17 protein-coding genes are annotated in these 20,374 nt (G+C 52.2%); 4 read left to right on the top strand and 13 right to left on the bottom strand.

What is annotated here, in order from left to right:
• Window positions 1-291: 291 nt before the first annotated feature.
• The 3 genes from EV681_RS00315 to EV681_RS00305 all read right to left on the bottom strand — a co-directional run bounded on the left by EV681_RS00315 (window position 292) and on the right by EV681_RS00305 (window position 3,911).
• Window positions 292-1,530: a DUF1835 domain-containing protein gene (locus EV681_RS00315; RefSeq protein ID WP_130303014.1), complete on the bottom strand. Its 1,239-nt coding sequence runs from the start codon at window positions 1,528-1,530 to the stop codon at window positions 292-294.
• A 374-nt stretch (window positions 1,531-1,904) separates the two neighbouring features.
• On the bottom strand, window positions 1,905-2,810 hold the full coding sequence (locus EV681_RS00310; RefSeq protein ID WP_130303013.1) for an alpha/beta fold hydrolase: 906 nt from the start codon (window positions 2,808-2,810) through the stop codon (window positions 1,905-1,907).
• 186 nt (window positions 2,811-2,996) lie between these two features.
• Window positions 2,997-3,911 (bottom strand): LysR family transcriptional regulator, encoded by a 915-nt coding sequence (locus tag EV681_RS00305; RefSeq protein WP_128393960.1) that lies wholly within the window; start codon window positions 3,909-3,911, stop codon window positions 2,997-2,999.
• A 336-nt stretch (window positions 3,912-4,247) separates the two neighbouring features.
• Here EV681_RS00305 and EV681_RS00300 point away from each other — a divergent pair, with 336 nt between their 5' ends.
• Together EV681_RS00300 and EV681_RS00295 are read left to right on the top strand one after the other, a co-directional pair.
• Window positions 4,248-5,423, top strand: a complete 1,176-nt coding sequence (locus EV681_RS00300) for an efflux RND transporter periplasmic adaptor subunit (protein ID WP_130303968.1) — start codon at window positions 4,248-4,250, stop codon at window positions 5,421-5,423.
• 13 nt (window positions 5,424-5,436) lie between these two features.
• Window positions 5,437-8,613, top strand: a complete 3,177-nt coding sequence (locus EV681_RS00295) for an efflux RND transporter permease subunit (protein WP_130303012.1) — start codon at window positions 5,437-5,439, stop codon at window positions 8,611-8,613.
• 379 nt (window positions 8,614-8,992) lie between these two features.
• On the opposite strand, the gene EV681_RS00290 is transcribed toward EV681_RS00295, so the two are convergent.
• The 4 genes from EV681_RS00290 to EV681_RS00275 are packed head-to-tail and all read right to left on the bottom strand — an operon-like array spanning window position 8,993 to window position 12,180.
• Window positions 8,993-9,682 (bottom strand): haloacid dehalogenase type II, encoded by a 690-nt coding sequence (locus EV681_RS00290; RefSeq protein WP_130303011.1) that lies wholly within the window; start codon window positions 9,680-9,682, stop codon window positions 8,993-8,995.
• A gap of 20 nt (window positions 9,683-9,702) precedes the next feature.
• Window positions 9,703-10,509 (bottom strand): SDR family NAD(P)-dependent oxidoreductase, encoded by an 807-nt coding sequence (locus tag EV681_RS00285; protein ID WP_130303010.1) that lies wholly within the window; start codon window positions 10,507-10,509, stop codon window positions 9,703-9,705.
• Between the two features lie 39 nt (window positions 10,510-10,548).
• Complete coding sequence (locus EV681_RS00280) at window positions 10,549-11,253, bottom strand: glutathione S-transferase family protein (RefSeq protein WP_130303009.1); 705 nt, start codon at window positions 11,251-11,253, stop codon at window positions 10,549-10,551.
• 12 nt (window positions 11,254-11,265) lie between these two features.
• Entirely contained in the window at window positions 11,266-12,180 is a 915-nt protein-coding gene (locus EV681_RS00275) for a DMT family transporter (RefSeq protein WP_130303967.1), read from the bottom strand.
• A 167-nt stretch (window positions 12,181-12,347) separates the two neighbouring features.
• Between EV681_RS00275 and EV681_RS00270 the strand changes: the two genes are divergently transcribed.
• On the top strand, window positions 12,348-12,962 hold the full coding sequence (locus EV681_RS00270; RefSeq protein ID WP_130303008.1) for a TetR/AcrR family transcriptional regulator: 615 nt from the start codon (window positions 12,348-12,350) through the stop codon (window positions 12,960-12,962).
• 176 nt (window positions 12,963-13,138) lie between these two features.
• Here EV681_RS00270 and EV681_RS00265 read toward each other — a convergent pair whose 3' ends face one another.
• Window positions 13,139-13,501, bottom strand: coding sequence for a winged helix-turn-helix transcriptional regulator (locus EV681_RS00265; RefSeq protein WP_130303007.1), 363 nt, complete (start codon window positions 13,499-13,501; stop codon window positions 13,139-13,141).
• Window positions 13,502-13,599: 98 nt separating this feature from the next.
• On the opposite strand from EV681_RS00265, the gene EV681_RS00260 reads away from it, so the two are divergent.
• Window positions 13,600-14,349, top strand: a complete 750-nt coding sequence (locus EV681_RS00260) for an SDR family NAD(P)-dependent oxidoreductase (protein WP_130303006.1) — start codon at window positions 13,600-13,602, stop codon at window positions 14,347-14,349.
• Between the two features lie 200 nt (window positions 14,350-14,549).
• On the opposite strand, the gene EV681_RS00255 is transcribed toward EV681_RS00260, so the two are convergent.
• From EV681_RS00255 to EV681_RS00235, 5 genes are all read right to left on the bottom strand, one after another.
• On the bottom strand, window positions 14,550-15,680 hold the full coding sequence (locus tag EV681_RS00255) for an NAD(P)/FAD-dependent oxidoreductase (RefSeq protein WP_130303005.1): 1,131 nt from the start codon (window positions 15,678-15,680) through the stop codon (window positions 14,550-14,552).
• The gene (locus EV681_RS00250) at window positions 15,677-17,038 is read right to left on the bottom strand and encodes an FAD/NAD(P)-dependent oxidoreductase (RefSeq protein WP_130303004.1); all 1,362 of its coding nucleotides are present in this window, start codon (window positions 17,036-17,038) and stop codon (window positions 15,677-15,679) included. Before EV681_RS00250 ends, EV681_RS00255 begins: the two co-directional genes overlap by 4 nt.
• Window positions 17,035-17,316 (bottom strand): (2Fe-2S)-binding protein, encoded by a 282-nt coding sequence (locus tag EV681_RS00245; RefSeq protein ID WP_130303003.1) that lies wholly within the window; start codon window positions 17,314-17,316, stop codon window positions 17,035-17,037. The genes EV681_RS00250 and EV681_RS00245 overlap by 4 nt, the downstream gene beginning before the upstream one ends.
• A gap of 240 nt (window positions 17,317-17,556) precedes the next feature.
• Window positions 17,557-18,552: a Bug family tripartite tricarboxylate transporter substrate binding protein gene (locus tag EV681_RS00240; protein ID WP_130303002.1), complete on the bottom strand. Its 996-nt coding sequence runs from the start codon at window positions 18,550-18,552 to the stop codon at window positions 17,557-17,559.
• A gap of 68 nt (window positions 18,553-18,620) precedes the next feature.
• Window positions 18,621-20,372: a hydantoinase B/oxoprolinase family protein gene (locus tag EV681_RS00235; RefSeq protein ID WP_130303001.1), complete on the bottom strand. Its 1,752-nt coding sequence runs from the start codon at window positions 20,370-20,372 to the stop codon at window positions 18,621-18,623.
• Window positions 20,373-20,374: the final 2 nt, after the last annotated feature.

Genomic DNA, 20,374 nt, shown 5'->3' with positions numbered 1-20,374 from the left:
GGCGTGCAGCAAGCGTTTCATTGGCGGAAAGTTTGAAACCCGACATTGGCGCAATTTGCTCACCCCTCTTATTGGCCTTACGGAACTCCGGAATCGGCCACGGTTTGGTACCGTGAGCGCTTTTGGGCGCGCCGCAGCCCAACCCCAATGCAAAAGATCGTTGCCAGGGTAAGTGGAAAAGGACTTTTCGAATTTTGACGAGTAAGGAGCCAGGGTTAGTGCGCTGTAGCATGCGCTGATCGCACGAACGTTTTAAAGCCAAGAAAAACATAGTAGCTAAGCACTGGTTTACTAACCACGCCAGGCTGGTTGCCCGTTATCGTCGATTGTCCAATGTGCCTGGCCTGGTGCTATACACACACCACCAATCCATCTCTCCGAAGAGGCATAATCAGGCCAATAGGCTTGACCACCTATCACTTTATGTCCTAACGGCGTCAGGTGTAAGAGACGACGTGGCCATTCAAGTTGCGTTTCTGACTCGATCAGAAGTGGATTTTTCGTATTAATGAGGGGCCTTAGTAGCGCTTCATACATGGTGTCGCCTAAGAACGGCAGGGGTTCGCGTTTGGCCATCAATTCGGCAAAAATGCTGCCAAAGGACGTTTGTCCTGCTTCCGCGACATACGCTAACGAGAGTTGCTCCGTCAACGAGAGACCGTTGTGTATATTTGGCAGCTCCTGTAACTGTCTTCTCATGGCTGGAGCCAGAAGAGGCAGACAAGCATGTGACTGATGAGCAAGCTGGGCAAGTTTCACTGGCGAATCTGAGCAATATGCCTGCCAGGCCCGGCGAGCCAAAATTATTGCATCTTCGCCAACCTTTCTTCGTTGGGGCCATAACCAAGCGAGCACATCAGGCGATAGTTGGCCGATACCAATGAACCGACTAACGCCAGGCATTTGATCGATTTCAATCAGTTCTAGCTTGCGTGGCACCTTTTTGAGGCTGGCTAAGACATGGATCAGAAAAAGCTGATCATAGGCATCTGCCTCGCACCATAGAACGGCGTGAGCAGCGTCACCAATTTGCTTCAGATCAGCATACTCTTGCGCCATTCGATGCGTCACTTCAGAAACTTGTAATTGAAAAGCCTGAGCGATGAACTGACTTCTGGTTCGTATGTAATCTGAACCCGCTAACGCAACGACAGGCCCCATGCATAATGGATCTGCCAACATCCGAAAAGTGCCCTTAAATCCGGCAAGCCGAAGCGTATGTTCAATATCGTTGCCGCAGCGCCAATGCACAGTATTGGCTTCGTCATCGGCGACAAAATTCGGGTGTCGGGCCACAAATTCGATAGAGTCCACATGTTTTTTCAGCTTCGGCCAGCTATCGAACCCTAGTTCCAGTGCGATTAATCGTTGTGCACTCGCAAGCGTGATTTGCGTGTTTGGGTTCAGTTTGTGCAAAAGATCAAGCTTTTGCACCTCGGTGCCCGCTTTGAGACGATGCAAAAGCGCCTTGGCACGCTTACGTTGATACTCAAGATTGATCTGTCCGTTGTTGGACCAGAGTTTAGACATACGATCTCCTTAAAGAACCTTTATCCGCATTCAGGCTGGGGAGTCGTAAAAAATGAATTTTGCTGCTGATCTTGGGCTTAACCCTTTCCGCGGATGGTGGCACAGAGTATGCCAAAGCCGATTTTATCGTCACTGCCGCGGCAAAGCAACTAAAGTGCTGTCATGGATCAGAAAGAGTTTACATTCTCATCTCATTCAAGGCGAGGTAGTTAATAACTATATCTACTCACCACCTCTATTCTAGAGCCGTTATCTGCTGCGGTTGCTCAATGTATTTAGCTCAACTCAACCGATTTGAAGTGCTAATGGCCATCTATGCAGACCCCTGATTCTCGTGGCCACATCAGACCCCTTTATTGAACGCCAACCGCACTTCACTTGGCCTGCTTAAGGAATTCGGTCAATGCACGCTCAAATTGCTCAGGCTGATCGAGCATAATAAAATGAAAGCTATCATCAATGCGTTGGAATATAGCCTTAGGAGCTGAGTGGTAAGCATTCTTGTACATGCTATCTACAGCAGATGGCGGTATACCATAGGCAGCATCATGAGCATAGATGACCTTTACAGGAGCGCGGATGTGCTCAAGCTCCGCTCTAAGATCCGTTGTCATTAACTCGTATGTTGCATTCGCAACCGTCTTGCGGTCAGACTGCATACCTGATCTGACAATCGCAGGCCGTTCCGCCTCGGTTTTGACGAGGTAGGCGATCGCCTGGGTTTGTGCCGCAAGTGTTTGATCTGATGGCGCCGCTAGCATTGCACTTCTGATCATTTGCGCACGAGGCTTCACTATCTCGGGAGTAGCCCGGGGATCAAACAGCAAGCTATAAAAGGGCAGCGCATCGACGATAGTGAGTGAGCCCACCAGCTCTGGATAGCGAGCGCCAAGCATGAGTGCAATTTCACCGCCCAAAGAGTGTCCGATGATCGCCGGAGTATGAATATGCTTATCACGGATATAATTTGCAATGGCTTGCGCTGCCGGTTTGGCCACACCGTTTTCCGTATTGGCCGCAGGAGCGGATTCGGCAAAACCGGAAATCTGAACCAAGTGCAGCTTGTAATTTTTTCGCAGATTAACAGCCTGCTTGCTCCAGACTTCTCGCGACGAAGCGAGTCCTGGAATTAAAATAAGATCGGGCCCTTCGCCTTCGGTCGTGATGGAAATCCACTCGTTCCAGGGTGCCGTATTTGTGCCCGAAGACGTATTGGCAAACGAAGTGGATGTAAAGGACAGCATGACGCCGATGAGCGTTGAGAGGTGACGAATACGCATAAGGGTGTATTTTGAAGCGCTGATGAGTGACGGCCGATCAATTATAAGTGAACTACGCCAAAACGATCGCTCATCTTCTACATCAATGGTAGCGCAAGACCAATGGCGCCCAGGCGCAGCACATAACTCTACATCTTGCCCACAGAACGGTACATCGGCTAACTCGATGGGTGCAATAGTAAGTGGCTAAGCTGCAATCTGCTCCAGTCGGTCCGTCATTTCCCGTGAACTACAGTCACCGCATTTAAACGTGCTCAAAATAAGATCCACAAAACTGCGCACTTTGGGATCCATATACCGGCTCGATGCGAATACGGCGTGAACAGGAGCGGGGGCATCTGCCCAATCAGGAAGTACCCTCGACAACGTGCCATCGGTCAGATACGGCTCAGCCATGAAACGAGGCAACTGCGCGATCCCAAGTCCTGCAAGAGCCAGGTTCCTCGCGGAGATCGTACTATTGACCGCAGAGCGCGGGGACGCCGTGATCCTCTCTGTGTTTGGTCCATTGACAAGGGACCAGTTCGAGCGACCACGTGTCCTTGTCATGATCAGATCGTGATGCTTCAGATCACTGACTGTGGATACCGCCGGTGCGCGATTCAAATAATCAGGCGCTGCATACAACCCGAAAACCATCTCGCCGAGCTTGCGGGCAGAAAGCCCTGAATCATCGAGCGTACCAACGCGAATCGCGACATCGAACCCTTCATGAATGATGTCGACCTCGCGGCTCGTGTATTCGGCCTCCACCGTCACCTTCGGTGACTGCCGCAAAAACGCCGCGATCCATTCGTCCACGACCAAGGTCCCGAACTCAGCGCCCGCCGTGATTCTGATCAGCCCTTTTGGCTCTCTGGACTGTTGCGCTACCGAAGCCTGGGCTGCCTCGGCGGCAGTCAGGATGCACATGGCGCGTTCGAAGTAGTCGCGCCCGACCTCGGTGACGCTCAGATGACGTGTCGATCGGGTAAGAAGCTGAGCGCCGAGTTTTTCTTCCATACGTCGGACGATGCGGCTGACGCGCGCCTTATCCGTGCCGAGTCGATCCGCGGCCGCCGTGAAGGAACCATCGGTTACAACCGCCGCGAATAATCTCATTTCTGGTAGATCTATTAATGTGTTCGTAGACATAGTAGGTAACTTTTAATTTAGATATCAACCAACAGACCGAGGTGAACCCGACCCTCTGGAACGGTTTGATTAAACTCATAGCAATTATTGTCTTTATGGACAACAGTCTATCTTATTTTTAACTATTTATCTATTTTATGGTTAAGACTATATTGTAATCAATTGGCATTTGACCTCGCCAGACCGGACCGAATTCTGCACTCTGCACTGCACGACACACGGTATTGCAGTTGTGGTCCAGCGTCCCTGTTTTGATTTTTCCTTTCATTTTCAACAGAAGCACCTTCAATGTATTCCTCCATTATGTCTTACCGCAAGCGACCAATATTGGCCGCCTGGGTTGTCATTGCCATCACAGTCATGATGCTGACCGGTTGCAGTGACCAGCCCCAAACGGCGTCCATGCCACCTCCCTCAGTCAGCGTCGCCCAAGTAGCGCTGCAAGACGTCAGACTGTGGGACGATTACAACGGGCGTATTAATGCAGTCGAAACCGTTAAACTGCGCCCGCGCGTCTCCGGCTACATAGAGCGCGTCGCCTTCACCGAAGGCAGCCAGGTGTACAAGGGAGATGTGCTGTTCGTCATCGATGCGCGCAGCTACCGCACTGTCTTGGCACAGGCCAAAGCCCAACTGGCGCGTGCGCGCGCGCATGCCAGCCAAAGTGCCAGCGAAGCCAAACGGGCGCAGGTGCTGGTCGCTCAGCGGGCCGTGTCCACCGAGATGTACGAACAACGACGCACTGCCGCCGCAGTCGCACAAACGGATGCGCAGGCGGCGGAGGCTGCCGTGAGTGCCGCGCTTCTAAACGTTGAGTGGACACAAGTACGCGCACCGATTTCGGGTCTTGCAGGCAGGGCCGAAGTCACAGCCGGCAATCTGGTCAGCGCCGACGATGCAGGCAGTGTACTGACTACGCTGGTCTCGCAGGACAAGGTATACGTGTATTTCAACGCCGATGAAAGTGCGTTCCTGCACTATGCGCAAATGGCGCGCAACGGTCGGCGTGGTAGCGATCTGGACGGCAAGTTGCCCGTACAGGTCGGCTTATCCGACGAAGATGGATTCCCGCATCGCGGTACCGTCGACTTTCTTGACAACCAGATCGACAGCAATACCGGCACCATTCGTATGCGTGCCGTACTGGACAACAAAGACGGAGCTCTCACTCCCGGCCTGTTTGCACGCGTGCGCCTGCTCGGCAGCGGGCAGTTCGATGCACTGCTGATCAACGACAAGGCGGTGTTGACCGACCAGGATCGCAAGTACGTGTGGGTTGTTGACGAGAAGGGTAAGGCCCAGCGCCACGACGTCAAGCTTGGCCGCAAGGCCAACGGCCTGCGTATTGTCGAAAGCGGCCTCGCCCCTGGCGACAAGGTGATCGTCGACGGCGTGGATAAGGTGTACATGCCGGGCCTTCCGGTTGATGCGAAAGCCGTGCCGATGCAGCCGATCGCAGCCAACGTCGCGAATAACTGAGGAAATCGGCGCCATGGATTTTTCAAAGTTTTTCATCAACCGCCCGATCTTCGCTGCGGTCCTGTCTATCGTGATTTTCGCCGCCGGCCTGATTACGATCCCGATCCTGCCGGCTGACGAATACCCTAACGTCGTGCCACCGTCAGTGGTGGTGCGCACTGTGTATCCGGGCGCCAACCCCAAGGTCATTGCCGAAACCGTGTCCGCTCCCCTGGAAGAAGCGATCAACGGCGTCGAAGGCATGATGTACTCGAAGTCGGTCGCCGGCTCTGATGGCGTGCTGCAGATGACTGTGACGTTTCGCCCTGGCACGAACGCCGACGATGCCACCGTGCGGGTGCAGAACCGCGTTGCCCAGGCGCAAGCGCGTCTGCCCGAAGACGTGCGCCGCCAGGGCGTGACCGTACAAAAGCAGTCACCGACATTCCTGATGGTTGTTAACCTCGTCTCGCCGGACGACCGCTACGATTCGCAGTATCTGCGAAATTACGCGCGCTTGCATGTCAAGGACACGCTTGCACGGATTCCCGGTGTCGGCGACGTCGGAGTGTTTGGCGGCGGCGACTACGCGATGCGAGCCTGGCTCGATCCTGGAAAGGTCGCCGCCCGCAACCTGACCGCAAGCGACGTCGTCACGGCAATGCGCGAGCAGAACGTGCAAGTGTCAGCTGGCCAGATTGGCGCCGAACCGATGCCCAATAGTCAATTTCTGAGCTTGATTAATGCGAAGGGACGATTGACCACCGTCGAGGAATTCGGCGATATCGTGCTCAAGAGCGGCAGCGACGGCCAGATTGTGCGCCTGCGCGACGTGGCCCGTCTGGAGCTTGGCGCAAACGACTATAGCTTGCGCGCACAATTGGACGGCAAGAACACCGTGGCGTTGCCAATATTCCAGACACCTGGCGCCAATGTGCTGGACATCCGAAACCAGGTGATTACCACGATGGATGAGATCCAGAAGGGATTCCCACCCGGCGTCAGCTATGAGTCCGTGTATGACACCACCATCTTTGTGCGCGACTCGATCAAGGCAGTCGTCAGCACGCTGCTGGAGGCAGTACTGCTGGTCGTGTTGGTGGTCATCCTGTTTCTGCAGACCTGGCGCGCGTCGATCATCCCGTTGGTTGCGGTGCCGGTGTCGGTCGTTGGCACCTTCGCGGGGCTGTACCTGTTGGGCTTCTCGATCAACACCCTGAGCCTGTTCGGGCTGGTGCTCGCGATCGGCATCGTGGTGGACGACGCCATCGTCGTGGTCGAGAACGTAGAGCGCAACATAGAGCAAGGGCTGACCCCGATGGCCGCCGCGCATCAGGCGATGACGGAGGTTTCCGGTCCGATCGTCGCCATTGCACTGGTGCTGTGCGCGGTATTCGTGCCCATGGCGTTCCTCTCGGGGGTGACCGGCGAATTCTACAAGCAGTTCGCCACCACCATCGCCATCTCCACGTTGATCTCGGCGGTCAACTCCCTGACCCTGTCTCCTGCCTTGGCTGCGCTATTGCTCAAGCCGCACGATGCCCCAAAAGATGCGCCGACTCGCGTGATCGACCGCTTGTTCGGCTGGCTATTTCGTCCGTTCAACCGGTTCTTCCAAAAGAGTGCTGCTCAATATCAGGGCGCCGTATCTCGCGTGCTGGGCAGGCGCGGCGCGGTATTCCTGGTGTATGCGTTGTTGTTGCTCGGTACCGGCGTGATGTTCAAGGCGGTACCAGGCGGCTTCGTACCCGACCAGGACAAAGGCTATCTTGTCACCGGTGTCATCTTGCCAGCAGGGGCATCGCTCGAACGCACCGACGCGCTGCTCAGAAAGGTTGTCGACATCGCCATGAACACAGAAGGCGTGGCGCATACGGTGACATTTCCAGGCTTGAACCCATTGCAGAACACGAATTCACCGAATACGGGTGCGACTTTCCCTGTCCTGAAGCCGTTCTCTGAACGCAAACGCAGTGCCGCGCAAATCAATGCTGAAATCAACCAGAAGATTTCTGCATTGCAGGAAGGCGTCACGTTCTCAATCTTGCCGCCGCCGATCCTGGGGCTTGGCAATGGCGCGGGCTATTCCTTATACGTTGAAGACCGCGCAGGCATGGGATACGGCGCACTGCAAAACGTCATGGGGGCGCTGCAAGGCGCGATTTCTCAGACGCCTGGCATGACCTATCCGGCCAGCAGCTATCGGGCCAACGTGCCGCAGTTTGATGCTGAAGTGGATCGGGTCAAGGCCAAGGCTCAGGGTGTGCCGTTGACCAGCGTATTCGACACGTTACAGACCTATCTCGGGTCCGCTTACGTCAATGATTTTAACCAGTTCGGCCGCACCTGGCAGGTAATAGCACAGGCAGACGCCGAGTTCCGCGACGATATTGAAGACATCGCCAATCTGCGCACCCGCAATGACCGCGGCGAGATGGTGCCGATCGGCAGCGTCGTGAAGATCAAACAGACCTTCGGCCCCGATCCGGTGCTGCGCTTCAATGGCTATCCGGCCGCCGACCTGGCCGGTGGCGCTGATCCGCGCGTGTTGTCTTCGAATGAGGTGATGGGCAAAATCGCCGAATTGGCGCAGAAGGTGCTACCGCCTGGCATGCAAATCGAATGGACAGATCTTAGCTACCAACAGGCGACGCAAGGCAAGGCGGCATTAGTGGTATTCCCGGTCGCCGTGCTGCTGGTGTTCCTGGTGCTTGCCGCGCTATACGAGAGTTGGACGCTACCGCTAGCCGTGATCCTGATCGTGCCGATGTGTCTGTTGTCCGCGCTGTTCGGCGTTTGGCTGACCGGTGGCGACAACAATGTATTCGTACAGGTCGGCCTGGTGGTGCTGATAGGCCTGGCATGCAAAAACGCGATCCTGATCGTTGAGTTCGCCCGCGAACTGGAAATGCAGGGCCGCAGCATCATCGAAGCGGCGCTGGAAGCCTGCCACCTGCGTCTGCGTCCGATAGTCATGACTTCCATTGCCTTCATCGCTGGCACCGTTCCGCTGCTGTTCTCCCATGGCGCCGGCGCAGAAATTCGCGCGGCGACTGGCGTCACGGTGTTCGCCGGCATGCTGGGTGTCACTCTGTTCGGCCTGTTTCTGACCCCAGTGTTCTACGTCGCCTTGCGTAAACTGTCCGGACGCAAGCTAGTCCAGCACGGCGAATCAACCTTTGCCAACGATCCGACATGCAAGGATGGATAATCTGATATGAAAGTCTATATAGATATTGCGCCGGAGGGTTTGCTGGCACGGTCGTTTTCTTGACCACTCATGCTCGGTTGTAGATTATGGGTGGCCAGGAATGCATGCTGCAACATGCCCTAATAAAAATGTAGCGCATCATTGAAAGTAAAGATAAGCTCTGCTCGAATAAAAACAGGCTCCGATAAAACATCGGAGCCTGTTTGGCAATCTGTATCGCTACAAGTTTTTTCATTAATTGTGAGAATGCCTTTTTTCAAATTCTCATAATGAATGAAAATTTGAAAAAAGGTAAAAACTGCTAACTAATTCATTGAATTAAAACAATATTTTTATCATATACGCTTCAAGTTATATACGTCTTTGTTAGGATGTAACCTCATGTGCTGGAGACCGAACCACGGACAATTTCCGGCACTCCATCCAGCCCGCCAACCACATATGAGGGCGAAGTACCCAATTCGTCAAACGTATTGTCGCGACGATTTATCCAGCAAACGTCAAACCCAAAATAGCGTGCGCCCGATGCATCCCAGGCATTCGACGATACAAAGAGAATCTGAGAAGGTAGTAGACCCAAGGCTTCGCATGCGAGAGTATAAACGCGTTGATCGGGTTTGAACACGCCGACGGATTCAACGCTAAGCAGATGAGAAAAATATTCTCGCAAACCTGAATTTTTAACCACACTGTCAATCGAGAAAGCCGACCCATTGGACAAGATGGCCAACGGCAGATCCATGTCTTTCAGGCGCTGCAGTGTGCCAGGCACCTCAGGATACGGCGACAGGTTCAGATAAGCCTCGCACAGCACCTCACAAGTCTTCTCGTCGAGATAGAGCTTCAAGTGATTGCAGGTGTAGACGAGCGCATCATGGGTCGCCTGCTCGAACGAAATGTACTGTCCCATCAAACTGCGCAACCAGGTATATTCGAGCTGCTTCTGGCGCCACATTTCGCTGATTTTCGTACCTTGCCCGGGATAGAATACATTGCACTGCTGAGCGACCGAGTGAACGTCGTACAACGTGCCGTACAGATCAAATACAATAGCTTTGGTATCCGCCATGGAACGCTCCTTTTACAAAATCAGAGTGCAAAATGATCCTTTACCGCTTCGGCAAGCTTGGGCTTGAGCGATGTGAACTTGTCGTCCAGTACAAGAGGATCTGTGCGGTTCTGTGCAATCATCGCCTCACGCACCTCGCCACCACGAATGACCTGCAGTGCGTTGGTTTCTATACCCTGGATAATGGCCTTGGCCACTGCGCTAGCCGGTTCACGAACGAAACCCAGATCGGGACCCGCTCTCGATGACGTCATCATCGGCGTATCGGTAGCGCCGGGGTAGACCGTCAGCACATGCACGCCCTCACCTTTCAACTCCCGTCGTAGCGCCTCTCCAAAATGCGAGATCCCCGCCTTGACCGCCGCGTAAGTCGTATAGAAGGGTACCCCCACAAGAGCAATGCCGGAGGACACATTCACAATCATGCTGTCGCGCGACGCACGCAAGTCTGGCATTGCCGCTCGCGCCAACAGAATGGGTGCCAATAAATTGACTTGCACCATCTTTTCAATATCGCATTCCGGCGTGTCTTCCAGCCTGCCCGCACGCACGCCTCCTGCGCTGTTAATTAAAATATCTACCCCGCTCATCGAGACTCGGGCAGCCGCCAAAGCTCGGCCCCGGCCTTCCTTCGTTCCAACATCCGCATCAATGCCATCGGCCTGCCCGCCAGCCGCGCGTAGCTGCTCAACCGCCTGCGTAACGACGTTATCACGACGCCCAACGATAAAGACCTGGGCGCCTTTGTGGACAAGCTCGGTGGCCGTAGCCAGCCCAATACCGCTCGATCCTCCGGTAATCAAAACTTTCTTTCCCTGTACGTTCATGTTTATCTATACCTCAAAGTACGATTTATGGACGGCTGTTCAGGCCGCCGGCAGAAAATTCGAAGGGAACAGCGCACGCTGAGTCTGCTCATCATTGACCTTCTTAAATGCAATATCGGTGCCAACCATCCGCGCGCGTGAAACGGCCGGCCTTGCATCGATGCCTTGAAACCAACGTTTGATGTTCGGGTAAAGCGCCAACGGATCTTCAGTGCCCTTCATCACCCTGGATGCTCGGTCCAGCCATCCCCAAGCAGACATATCGGCGATGGTGTATTCGTTGCCGACGATAAATTCCCGATCAGCCAAATGGTCGTCCAAGACCTTGTAATGACGCTCGGCTTCGCGGCGGTAGCGATTGACGGCATAGTCCAGTCCCCCAGGCGCTGCATGCTGAAAGTGTACCGACTGCCCCGAAAACGGTCCCAAGCCACTGGCAAGAAAAAGCAGCCACGACAACAGCTGCGGACGATCCTGGGCCTGGCCGAGAAAGCGCCCCGTCTTCTCTGCAAGGTAAATCAGAATTGCCGTAGAATCGAAGACCGTCGCCTGTATACCACCCGGCCCATCCAGATCTACAATAGCAGGGACCTTGCCGTTCGGATTTATTGTGCGAAATTCAGGATCGTGCTGCTGCCCCTTGCTTGTATCCACTGGCACGACCTCGTAATCCAATCCGGATTCTTCGAGAAAGAGTGAAATTTTGGCCGGATTTGGTGTCGGATGATAATAGAAACGAATCATGTGTAATGCCTCCTACTTGGCACGTTTAATAATGGCAACAGGAAATGGACGTCTGGCAGCAATAAGAACGCCCAGCGAGATAATGATGATTGCCGCAACCCCAAGCAAGGACGGCACTTCACCCAATACAGGCACCGCTAAAAGCGTTGCCAAAACAGGAACCAGCGCCATCATGGCCGATGCGGCGCCGGAACCGAGCACGGCTACCGCCCGGTTATAGGCAAAGAGCGCCACACCGCTCATGAATACGCCTTGGTAGACAAACTGGAACACGATTTCATTAGTGGACGCTTGGTCCAGTCTTGACAGGTCCCATCCGACATACACTGGGATGAAGACCACCGCCGACCAGAAGCAAATCAGCGCAGCAGACTGGAGCGCGGACAGCTCGCTAGTGCGAAAGCGTACCGAATAAACAGCCCAAGTCAGTGCCGCCAGCACCAGCGCACCATAGCCCAGCGTATCAATCGCGCCGTCAGTCTCCGGGCGACTGGCCACCAGCGCAACCAAACCCATCAATATAGCCAGGTAACTCCCGATCGTCGAACCAGCAGGTCGCTGTTTCGTCAGATACCAGCTAATCAAACCAGTCATTACGGGCATTAGCGCGGGAACAATTGATGACGCCTGCGCAGCCGTGGTGAGCTTCAGACCGGTAGCGACGAGCAACACAAAGGGGGCCCCCCAAAGCACAGAATAGAGCAGGCCTTCCAGCCACGCCCCCGCCGACAGGCGTTGCTTAAATAGCACCGGAGCCAGCAGAATCGCCCCAGCCCCAAAGCGCAGCGCTGTGACATCCCAGATGCGCAACTGATGCGTGACCGTAAATCGCGTAACCACGAACCATCCGGAAAATATTAAAACGGAGATCGCAGCAAAGGCCAAGCCACGGATCCATCGTACAGGTGGTGTCAAGTTGGGGGACATGTTTGCATTTGCCAAAACATTTGAAAAGTGAGCGTCGAAGTTAGAAGACTTCTTTAACAGGCGGAAAATCATTCACTGAATGCTTGACCATTCTAAAGCGATCGATCTAAAATGGTCAAGTACTAGATTAACACCTGGCATGTGTCACATTTATAGGCAACCGCTTTATGGGCCGACCAAGAGAATTTAATGAAACTGAAGTGCTAGCTGCCGCTATCGACTGTTTTTGGGAACGTGGGTACGAAGCAACCTCTACCAGAGAGCTTGCCGAAAAAATGGGATTGACCGGCGCAAGCTTGTATAACGCTTTCGGCGACAAACGATCCTTATATCGCAGGGCGCTCAATCATTACATCGAAACCAGCTTCGCAGATCGTGTGCGCCGGTTTGAAGGCAAGCTATCTCCACCTCAAGCAATTAGCGCTTTTTTTTCAGAGATCATTCAACGATCCCTGACCGATAGTCAGCGAAAAGGATGCATGCTTGTTAATTCGGCATTAGAAGTTGCGCCCCACGATCCAGAGTTCCGAGAGATTGTCACCGAGGTTCTTGAACATATCGAGGCGTTCTTTCGTCGATGCGTCCAAGCCGGCCAGCAAGACGGAACGATAACAGCAACCCAATCTGCCACTGACCTGGGGCGGCTACTACTGGGCGTCCATATCGGACTGCGCGTCATAGCGAGAACACGACCGGAACGAGAATTGCTCGAAGGGATGGTCCGTCCAGCGCTAGCGCTTCTTAACCCTGACGTAAGTTTCACAAAAGAGACGAAACGATGATTGAATCCTACTATTGGCTTGCTTCCAACCATCACAGAACCACGATGTTTCCAGACGAGGCCTGGCTCATCCACCAGACCCCTCATTTTGTAGACATTGGTCTCCGCGCGCACACAACCGGGCCCGGTACGGGGGCCTCGGGCGCGCATGCGAAAGCAGTTGTTGGATACCCCCGCTTACTGGCGATCGCTCTGCGGCTTCTCTCGGTTGCGCACGATATTTCTAATCTGTTCCGTATGCAGCTCTCCCCACTGACAGAGTGGCGCTAGCGCGCGAGCGAGCGAGTGGCCGAAACCGGTTAAGGAGTACTCAACCTTGGGCGGAATTTCGCCGTAGTCGGTACGTTCGACCACGCCATCCTGCTGAAGCTCTTTTAGCTGTTGAATCAATACCTTGTCGCTTACTTTTCCAATGGCGCGCTTCAGCTGCCCGTAACGATGTACCTCGTGGGCGAGGTAAAACAGTACTAGCGGTTTCCACTTCCCGCTTAGTACCGCCAACGACGCTTCCAGACCACAGTTGAAATTCTGATTTAGCATATAAGTTCACATTCGCCAGGTACTTACCAAAAAGTGCATACTATACTAATTGTTTAACGTTGTTTATGCTATGACCTTCCACAGTTTAGGAGGGCGTTATGAGTAGATTAGCAGGAAAAATAGCGGTGATTACCGGCGGAAATAGCGGTATAGGTCTGGCTACGGCCAGGCGCTTTGCCCAGGAAGGCGCGCAGGTGGTCATCATAGGACGCCGTCAGAAAGAGCTTGATGAAGCCATTGCGCTGATAGGCCATGAAGCGCTTGCGATTCAGGGTGACATATCAAAGCTGATTGATCTGGAACGTATTTTTTCTCACATTGGGCAAGTGAAAGGGAAAGTTGACATCCTTTTCGCTAATGCGGGCTTGGGTGAACTTCAGCCGCTTGGCGCAATTACCGAGGAATCGTATGAGAATACGTTTAACGTTAACGTAAAAGGGACACTGTTTACCGTGCAGAAGGCGCTGCCGCTCATGTCGCACGGCGGTTCGATTATTCTGACCGGCTCGACAACCGGATCAATGGGCACACCGGCATTTAGCGTTTACAGTGCTTCGAAAGCGGCAATTCGTAACTTTGCCAGAAGCTGGGCGCTGGACCTGCAGGGAACGGGGATCCGCGTAAATGTGCTCTCTCCTGGCTCCACAGCAACGCCAGGGCTGTTTAATGTACTGGAGAGCTCGGGAAAAAAAGAGAGTTTGCTGGCCAATTTCGCTCAGGGAGCGCCGCTTGGACGCATTGGAGATTCGGATGAGATCGCCGCTGTCGCCTTATTCCTGGCTTCTGACGAGAGCAGCTTTATGACTGGCAGCGAAGTCTTCGTTGACGGTGGACTGGCGCAAATTTAAGCGATACCGGACGTGGAAGCGTATTTGTAATGACCCAGCGTTTTCTGCTCAACTTACGCGACTAATGCTACTGCGGTAGTCGGCGTTATCATAGTCAACATTTGGTGTAGGCGCCGATGATTGTAAAAGCGTATCCAAACTCCGATAGCACGACAATACGCTGCTGTGTTTTGAAGCGAAGGCCATGCCTGCATTTTTTATTAATGACCTCTGTTCTCATTGAAGCGAGTCAAAGATAAAGCAGCTATAGGAATCGATGACCGTCCAGCCGTAACCAAATCAGCCAGTACAACACCAATTGCAGGCCCTACCTGAAACCCATGCGCTGAAAAGCCGGCGGCGTGCACCACTCCTGGAGCACTACCAAAACCGATCACAGGCATTCCATCTGGAGTAAATGCTTCAATTCCCGACCAACTCCGAGCAATAGTCGCTTTACCCAATAGTGGAAAAAATGTAGAGGCCTGTCGTGCCGCTAATACCAACCCGGGCAAAGTTAAATCTGCACGTTTTGTCTTAATATCTACAGGACTACGACGCCCGCCTCCGAGAACAACTGTACCGTTCTCGAATTGCTTCGCCGACATCGAGCGTCCCCATACGCCGACTACCACAGGCAGAAAGGCAGGTAGCCTAGTGGTTACAATTTGCATTGAACCATTCGGTTGAATCGGGAGTTTATCGCCGAACAATTTTCCGATCTCTGCTGCCCAGGCTCCTGTGCAATTTATAATCTGATTAGCACGAACTTCATGTCCGCTAGCAGTAAATAAACGCCATCCATTCTCTGCTTTCTTAGCTGCTTGAACCGCGTCACCCTCGATGAATCTTGCCCCTAGAGCCTCAGCCTTACGCCGGAATGCCTGAGTTGTATGAAATGGCAAAGCGTAGCCATCATCAGGTACATAAGCACCGCCAGCTATAGGGCCTGCAAAGTCTGGTAAGATTTCGCGTACCTCTTCAGGTGTCAACAAGCGCTCGACGTGAGGGATATTTGCGCGAATAAACTCATCATTGCGACGGCGAAATCGTTCCAAAGACTCATCATCGACAGCCACATTTAACTGGCCGACCTGGCGATAGCCGCAGTCATCATCAACCAGTTCCTCAATACGCGACCACAGCCGTTTAGAAGCCAATGCTAAAGGCAGCTCGGCAATACTTCTGTTCAGTGTCCGAACCCCTCCAGCATTCACGCCTGATGCATGGCGCCCAGCATACTCTGCTTCGATAACAATAACATCAACACCTCTAAAGGCGAGCTCTCTAGCAGCTGCTGACCCCTGTATGCCCGAACCTATTATGGCTACTTGTGCAGTAAATGCGGTCATTCGATGTCCTCTAGAGCAGCAAGCTCACTAATAGTTATCGGTGCTAACGGAAGACGTTGACGGGAGGGAGCTACTCCTGCAAGTTGATGAATTCGCCCAAGTACAGCCACAGAGTGGGAACACATTCGCCCCTGACAGGGACCCATGCCACATCGAGTAAGACTCTTGATGAAATTCAGATTCCCCTGAGCTTTATCAATTAATTCTTCTAGTGTATGAATCTTAACGTTCTCACACCGACATACCACGGTATCAGATTCAAGTGTGAGCAAATTCTCATCTGAGGGCGAATAGAGTTGATCTAAAAAGCGGCGTAATCGCATGTGCTTAGCCAGTTGCCTAACTAAATTTGCTTCACGCTCACTTACCTCTTTACCGTTCGCCTTTCGTGCCAGCTGTAGCCCTGCAAGACGTCCTTGAATCTCTGAAACATCAGCACCGACAATTCGTGCACAGTCACCTATTGCGTAGACATTCGGGAGCGAAGTTTCCCAAATTTCATTGACTTTTATCTCCCAAGCACAACGCACAGATGACCAAGACCAATCACAACCTAATGCCACAGAAAATTCGATATTTGGAACCAATCCTTCATGAAGAAAGACCGTCTCGCACGCCAGCTCCTGTGTCTTCACGCCTTTTCTCCAGGAGATTGACTGTACCGATTGATCTCCAAAAATGCGTACGTCCTTCACTCCATTGTGAACCGAAATTCCAGCTAAACGTATTTTTGCAAGGAGTTGGAGTCCTTTGTACAACTGCCCTTGAATGATTGCCCCAGGAAGCCCCCTCATCGCTTTTTGATAATTACCCCATGGGGTAGTGTCGAGTAATGCCTTGATTTTTTTCCCAGCCGAGATATATTGAGCAGCGACAAGATAAAGCAATGGCCCTGATCCAGCCAAAACAACGTCATCTGCAGCAATCCCTGCCGATTTCAGCAAAACTTGGGCAGCGCCAGCCGAAAAGACACCAGGTAAAGTCCAGCCAGAAATAGCGACAGGTCTTTCACGCGCACCGATAGCGATGGCAATATATTTTGCTGTAGCCTTGATAGAATGGCCATCAAAACTATACCAAACCTCAACGGAAGGCTTCGCATACCAAACCCGAGCACCCTTAACATACTTTATATTTTGGCAATCAAGGCCGGCACTGAGCTGAGCTCCACGCCAATAATCATTATTAAGTACTGTCGCATTTTCTAATCTAGATTCCGTCACAGCTCGATATATTTGTCCCCCAGGTGCTGGCTGCTCATCAAGTAACAACACTCTCATCCCTGATTGCGCACATTCAGTCGACATCGCCATACCAGCGGGCCCGGCTCCGATTACGATAAGATCGTATTGAGTCATTGCGTTTTTACTTCCATATCACTCTTCACCATCACCATGCAAGCGCGCTGCTGTAGTCCATCTACCTTCAGCAAGCACTCAAAGCAAACACCCATCAAGCAGTACGGTGCTCTACGCATTTGCGTAACTGGGTGAGTACGCAAGGTCAATAATCCATCGCGTAGTAATGCAGCAGCCAGACTGATTCCTGATGCTACTTCACGCGGTGCACCATCAACGTAGATAGTGACTTGGTTAATCTTACTCGCGTTTTGAACATCCTTAAAACGTGTGATCATCAGATCTCTCCTTGTCTACTGATTGCCAATCAGCAAGTCTCCAGGTCATAGCATTACTCACATATCCCCCTCTTTGTAGCAACTCAAACTACCAGTAGGATGTTGTAGAAGACCAGGCTCTACGTCCTATCAGAGATGGATCCATTAAATTCCATTCCCGAGCTATCAGCTTATAAATTCTCACTATCCGAAGCACAGTAATTCTCCTAGCCTTTCTAAAATTTAGGAGAAAAATAAAGATCACTGTATTTTCAAGTTGTAATCTTTAACCACTTTCAGCCAGGTCTTATTTTCGTCTTGCACTAGCTTAGTGAAATCCTCAGGGCTACTCGCAACAATTGATAAAGGTGCTGCTACAAGTATTTTTTTACGCTCCGGCTCGTTCAATACCTTCCGACTGTCATCTGCAATTTTCTGAACGATGTCAAACGGTGTTCCTGCTGGCGCGAACAGTCCGAACCATACGTTCGGGAAATTAGGGTATCCTTCCTCTGCAAATGTAGGAACATCAGGAAACGTAGGAAGCCTCTTCGGGCTCGTAGTGGCCAACGCGCGCAGATTTCCTGCCTTTACGTGCGGCAAGCTAGTCGTGACAACGTCAAACATCGCATCCAACCTTCCAGCTAAGAGATCGTTCATTGACAAGGCGGAACCTTTGTACGGAACGCCAAGAAGGTCGATATTTGCAGCGGACATAAGAAGTCGCATAGACATGTCAGTGGTTGCCCCATATCCCCCGCCGTAAGTCAACTCATCAGGATGAGCCTTGGCATATACTATGAAATCCTTTAACGAGTGGAATTTGGATGACTTGGGTACTGATAGTAACTGAGTGGTGTGAACCAGCTCAGTAATCGGTATAAAATCCTTCTCCGCGTCGTATGGCTTTGTTTTCAAGATATGCGGAGCTACAGCTACAGTGGTTTGCGTGCCAAAAAGTAGGGTGTAACCATCCGGTTTAGCATTAGCCACGACTCGTGCGCCAATCGTACCGCTCGCACCCTCCCTATTTTCTACAACCACTGGCTTGCGCCAGAGTTTTCCCAAACCTTCAGCCATCGATCGAGCAACCAAATCCGTGGATCCACCAGCAGCGAAGGGAACGACAATCTTTATTGGTCGGTCTGGATAATCAGGCTCAGCCTGTGCAGAACCGGAAGCAACCATGAGAATCCCGACGCATGTTACAGTTGCGATAGAAATTCGGGCTGAAATTGGGCGAATTTTTTTTCCCATCGGATAATCCTATGAATGATTACAGGGCGAACATAAATACGTTGGAAATCTGTTCGTCCAGGTTGAAATTAGGCAGAAGATGCAGTGCCGGAAAGCGCTAACGCTTTGGCAACTAAATCCCCACCGTATTGCCGACGCGCAACGTCAACAGAAACCAAACCATCTAACAAATCTGCAATTAGCGATTCTGGTGAACGCAATGCTGGTTCTCCGAAACCAGCCCCTCCAGGAGTTTCTATGCGAACTGTCTCGTTTTTAGCCAAAATGAGATGCGATATCTTGGATGACAAGATAAGTTCGTTCTCTTTACCAGGATTACGTTTTAATTGACCAAGTCCCCCCTCACCACCACCCTCAGCTCCTGCAGCACCCTGAATATGGCTGTCAGACCGAGCGGAAAAGATAGTGCCATCCTGTAACGCTCGAACTTCCCGCGCGATTCCTAGCCCTCCCCGATGGCGACCTGCACCACCAGAATCGACGGCGAATCCGTAGTATTCGACATGCAACGGAAACTCATTTTCTAGTATTTCCGTCGGTAGATTGAGTGAATTAGTGATGTGAACATGAATACCATCCATGCCATCAGCCACGTCAGTAGCACCGGCTCCACCACCAAGAGTTTCTCCACAAAGATAGATACGCCCACTATCGGGATAGGTTCCCGAAAATGAAATTGATGGTAACGTGTCCATACTTGAAGCGATTGCCCGCTCGCGCGATACCAATTGGCCTAACGCTCCGATGATAGCCCCTGCTAATCGCTGACATGTGATGGTGCGGGCGCCGCATGCAGCAGGTGATTGAGGGTTGACGATAGTTTTTTCGGGTGCTCGAATTACAATGGCATCAGTCATTCCTCTATTTGCCATGAGATCGGGATCAAGCATTGCTTTTACGCAGTAATAAACGGTAGCACGCAATGCGCTCTCTGAGACATTAAGGCCTCCTTTCGATTGCGGGCCGCTACCTTCTAAGTCAACGATTAGCTGCTTGCCAGCCTTGTAAACCTTAACCTTTAATGGAACGCGATCACCGTGACCACTACCGTCATCATCAAGCCATGTAGTGAAACTACCGGCTCGTTCCGGAAGGTTTGAAATACGATGTTCTACCCTGCGCAGGGTATAACTCAATACGCCATCAACCGCGTTCAGAAAAGAGTCACTTCCTCCCATCCGGGATATAAGTGCCTGCGCAGCCTTCATTCCGTGCTCATTTGTGGCGATTTGAACGCGCAGGTCAAGAGATCGCTCCTCTGGCAGTCGAGAATTGAGAGCAATCATTGAAAGCAGGTCTTCATCGACCCGGAGTCCCCGAGCAATACGGATAGCAGGAATGCGTATCCCTTCTTCGAATATGCTGCGTGCTTTTGCTGAGGTCGACCCAGGGATAGCGCCGCCAATATCGGAATGATGTCCAATATTGGCAGCAAATGCCACTAAACACTCTTCAACAAATACGGGAGTGATAATGGAAATATCAGGTAAATGGGTGCCTCCTGCCGCATACGGATCGTTGCAGACGTACACATCTCCATCCTTAATTTCATCTTCGGACCATCGCGCCAGCACGGCTTCTACTGACCCCATTAGAGATCCAAGATGTACTGGAATATGTGTCCCTTGCGCGATTAGACGCCCAGATCGGTCAAACAGACCAACGGAAAAATCACGACGCTCTTTGATCTGAGGAGAAAAGGACGCCCTCATCATATTGCTTGCCATTGACTCGGTAATGGCTAACAGGCGATTAGTAAATACCTCGACTGCAATAGGGTCGAAGTCCAGATCATGGGAGAATATATTATCTTGGCTCATAG

It is taken from the genome of Advenella incenata, from assembly GCF_004217095.1.
GTDB classification, from domain to species: Bacteria; Pseudomonadota; Gammaproteobacteria; order Burkholderiales; family Burkholderiaceae_B; genus Advenella; species Advenella incenata.
This window is presented reverse-complemented; position numbering and strand designations above follow the sequence as displayed.

Bases quoted from the DNA above. Each gene is read 5' to 3' on its own strand.
- EV681_RS00240 (WP_130303002.1), bottom strand. From the start codon at position 18,552: ATGGGAAAAAAAATTCGCCCAATTTCAGCCCGAATTTCTATCGCAACT.
- EV681_RS00310 (WP_130303013.1), bottom strand. From the start codon at position 2,810: ATGCGTATTCGTCACCTCTCAACGCTCATCGGCGTCATGCTGTCCTTT.
- EV681_RS00260 (WP_130303006.1), top strand. From the start codon at position 13,600: ATGAGTAGATTAGCAGGAAAAATAGCGGTGATTACCGGCGGAAATAGC.
- EV681_RS00295 (WP_130303012.1), top strand. From the start codon at position 5,437: ATGGATTTTTCAAAGTTTTTCATCAACCGCCCGATCTTCGCTGCGGTC.
- EV681_RS00235 (WP_130303001.1), bottom strand. From the start codon at position 20,372: ATGAGCCAAGATAATATATTCTCCCATGATCTGGACTTCGACCCTATT.
- EV681_RS00265 (WP_130303007.1), bottom strand. From the start codon at position 13,501: ATGCTAAATCAGAATTTCAACTGTGGTCTGGAAGCGTCGTTGGCGGTA.
- EV681_RS00275 (WP_130303967.1), bottom strand. From the start codon at position 12,180: ATGTCCCCCAACTTGACACCACCTGTACGATGGATCCGTGGCTTGGCC.
- EV681_RS00315 (WP_130303014.1), bottom strand. From the start codon at position 1,530: ATGTCTAAACTCTGGTCCAACAACGGACAGATCAATCTTGAGTATCAA.
- EV681_RS00245 (WP_130303003.1), bottom strand. From the start codon at position 17,316: ATGATCACACGTTTTAAGGATGTTCAAAACGCGAGTAAGATTAACCAA.
- EV681_RS00280 (WP_130303009.1), bottom strand. From the start codon at position 11,253: ATGATTCGTTTCTATTATCATCCGACACCAAATCCGGCCAAAATTTCA.
- EV681_RS00255 (WP_130303005.1), bottom strand. From the start codon at position 15,680: ATGACCGCATTTACTGCACAAGTAGCCATAATAGGTTCGGGCATACAG.
- EV681_RS00285 (WP_130303010.1), bottom strand. From the start codon at position 10,509: ATGAACGTACAGGGAAAGAAAGTTTTGATTACCGGAGGATCGAGCGGT.
- EV681_RS00300 (WP_130303968.1), top strand. From the start codon at position 4,248: ATGTCTTACCGCAAGCGACCAATATTGGCCGCCTGGGTTGTCATTGCC.
- EV681_RS00270 (WP_130303008.1), top strand. From the start codon at position 12,348: ATGGGCCGACCAAGAGAATTTAATGAAACTGAAGTGCTAGCTGCCGCT.
- EV681_RS00305 (WP_128393960.1), bottom strand. From the start codon at position 3,911: ATGAGATTATTCGCGGCGGTTGTAACCGATGGTTCCTTCACGGCGGCC.
- EV681_RS00290 (WP_130303011.1), bottom strand. From the start codon at position 9,682: ATGGCGGATACCAAAGCTATTGTATTTGATCTGTACGGCACGTTGTAC.
- EV681_RS00250 (WP_130303004.1), bottom strand. From the start codon at position 17,038: ATGACTCAATACGATCTTATCGTAATCGGAGCCGGGCCCGCTGGTATG.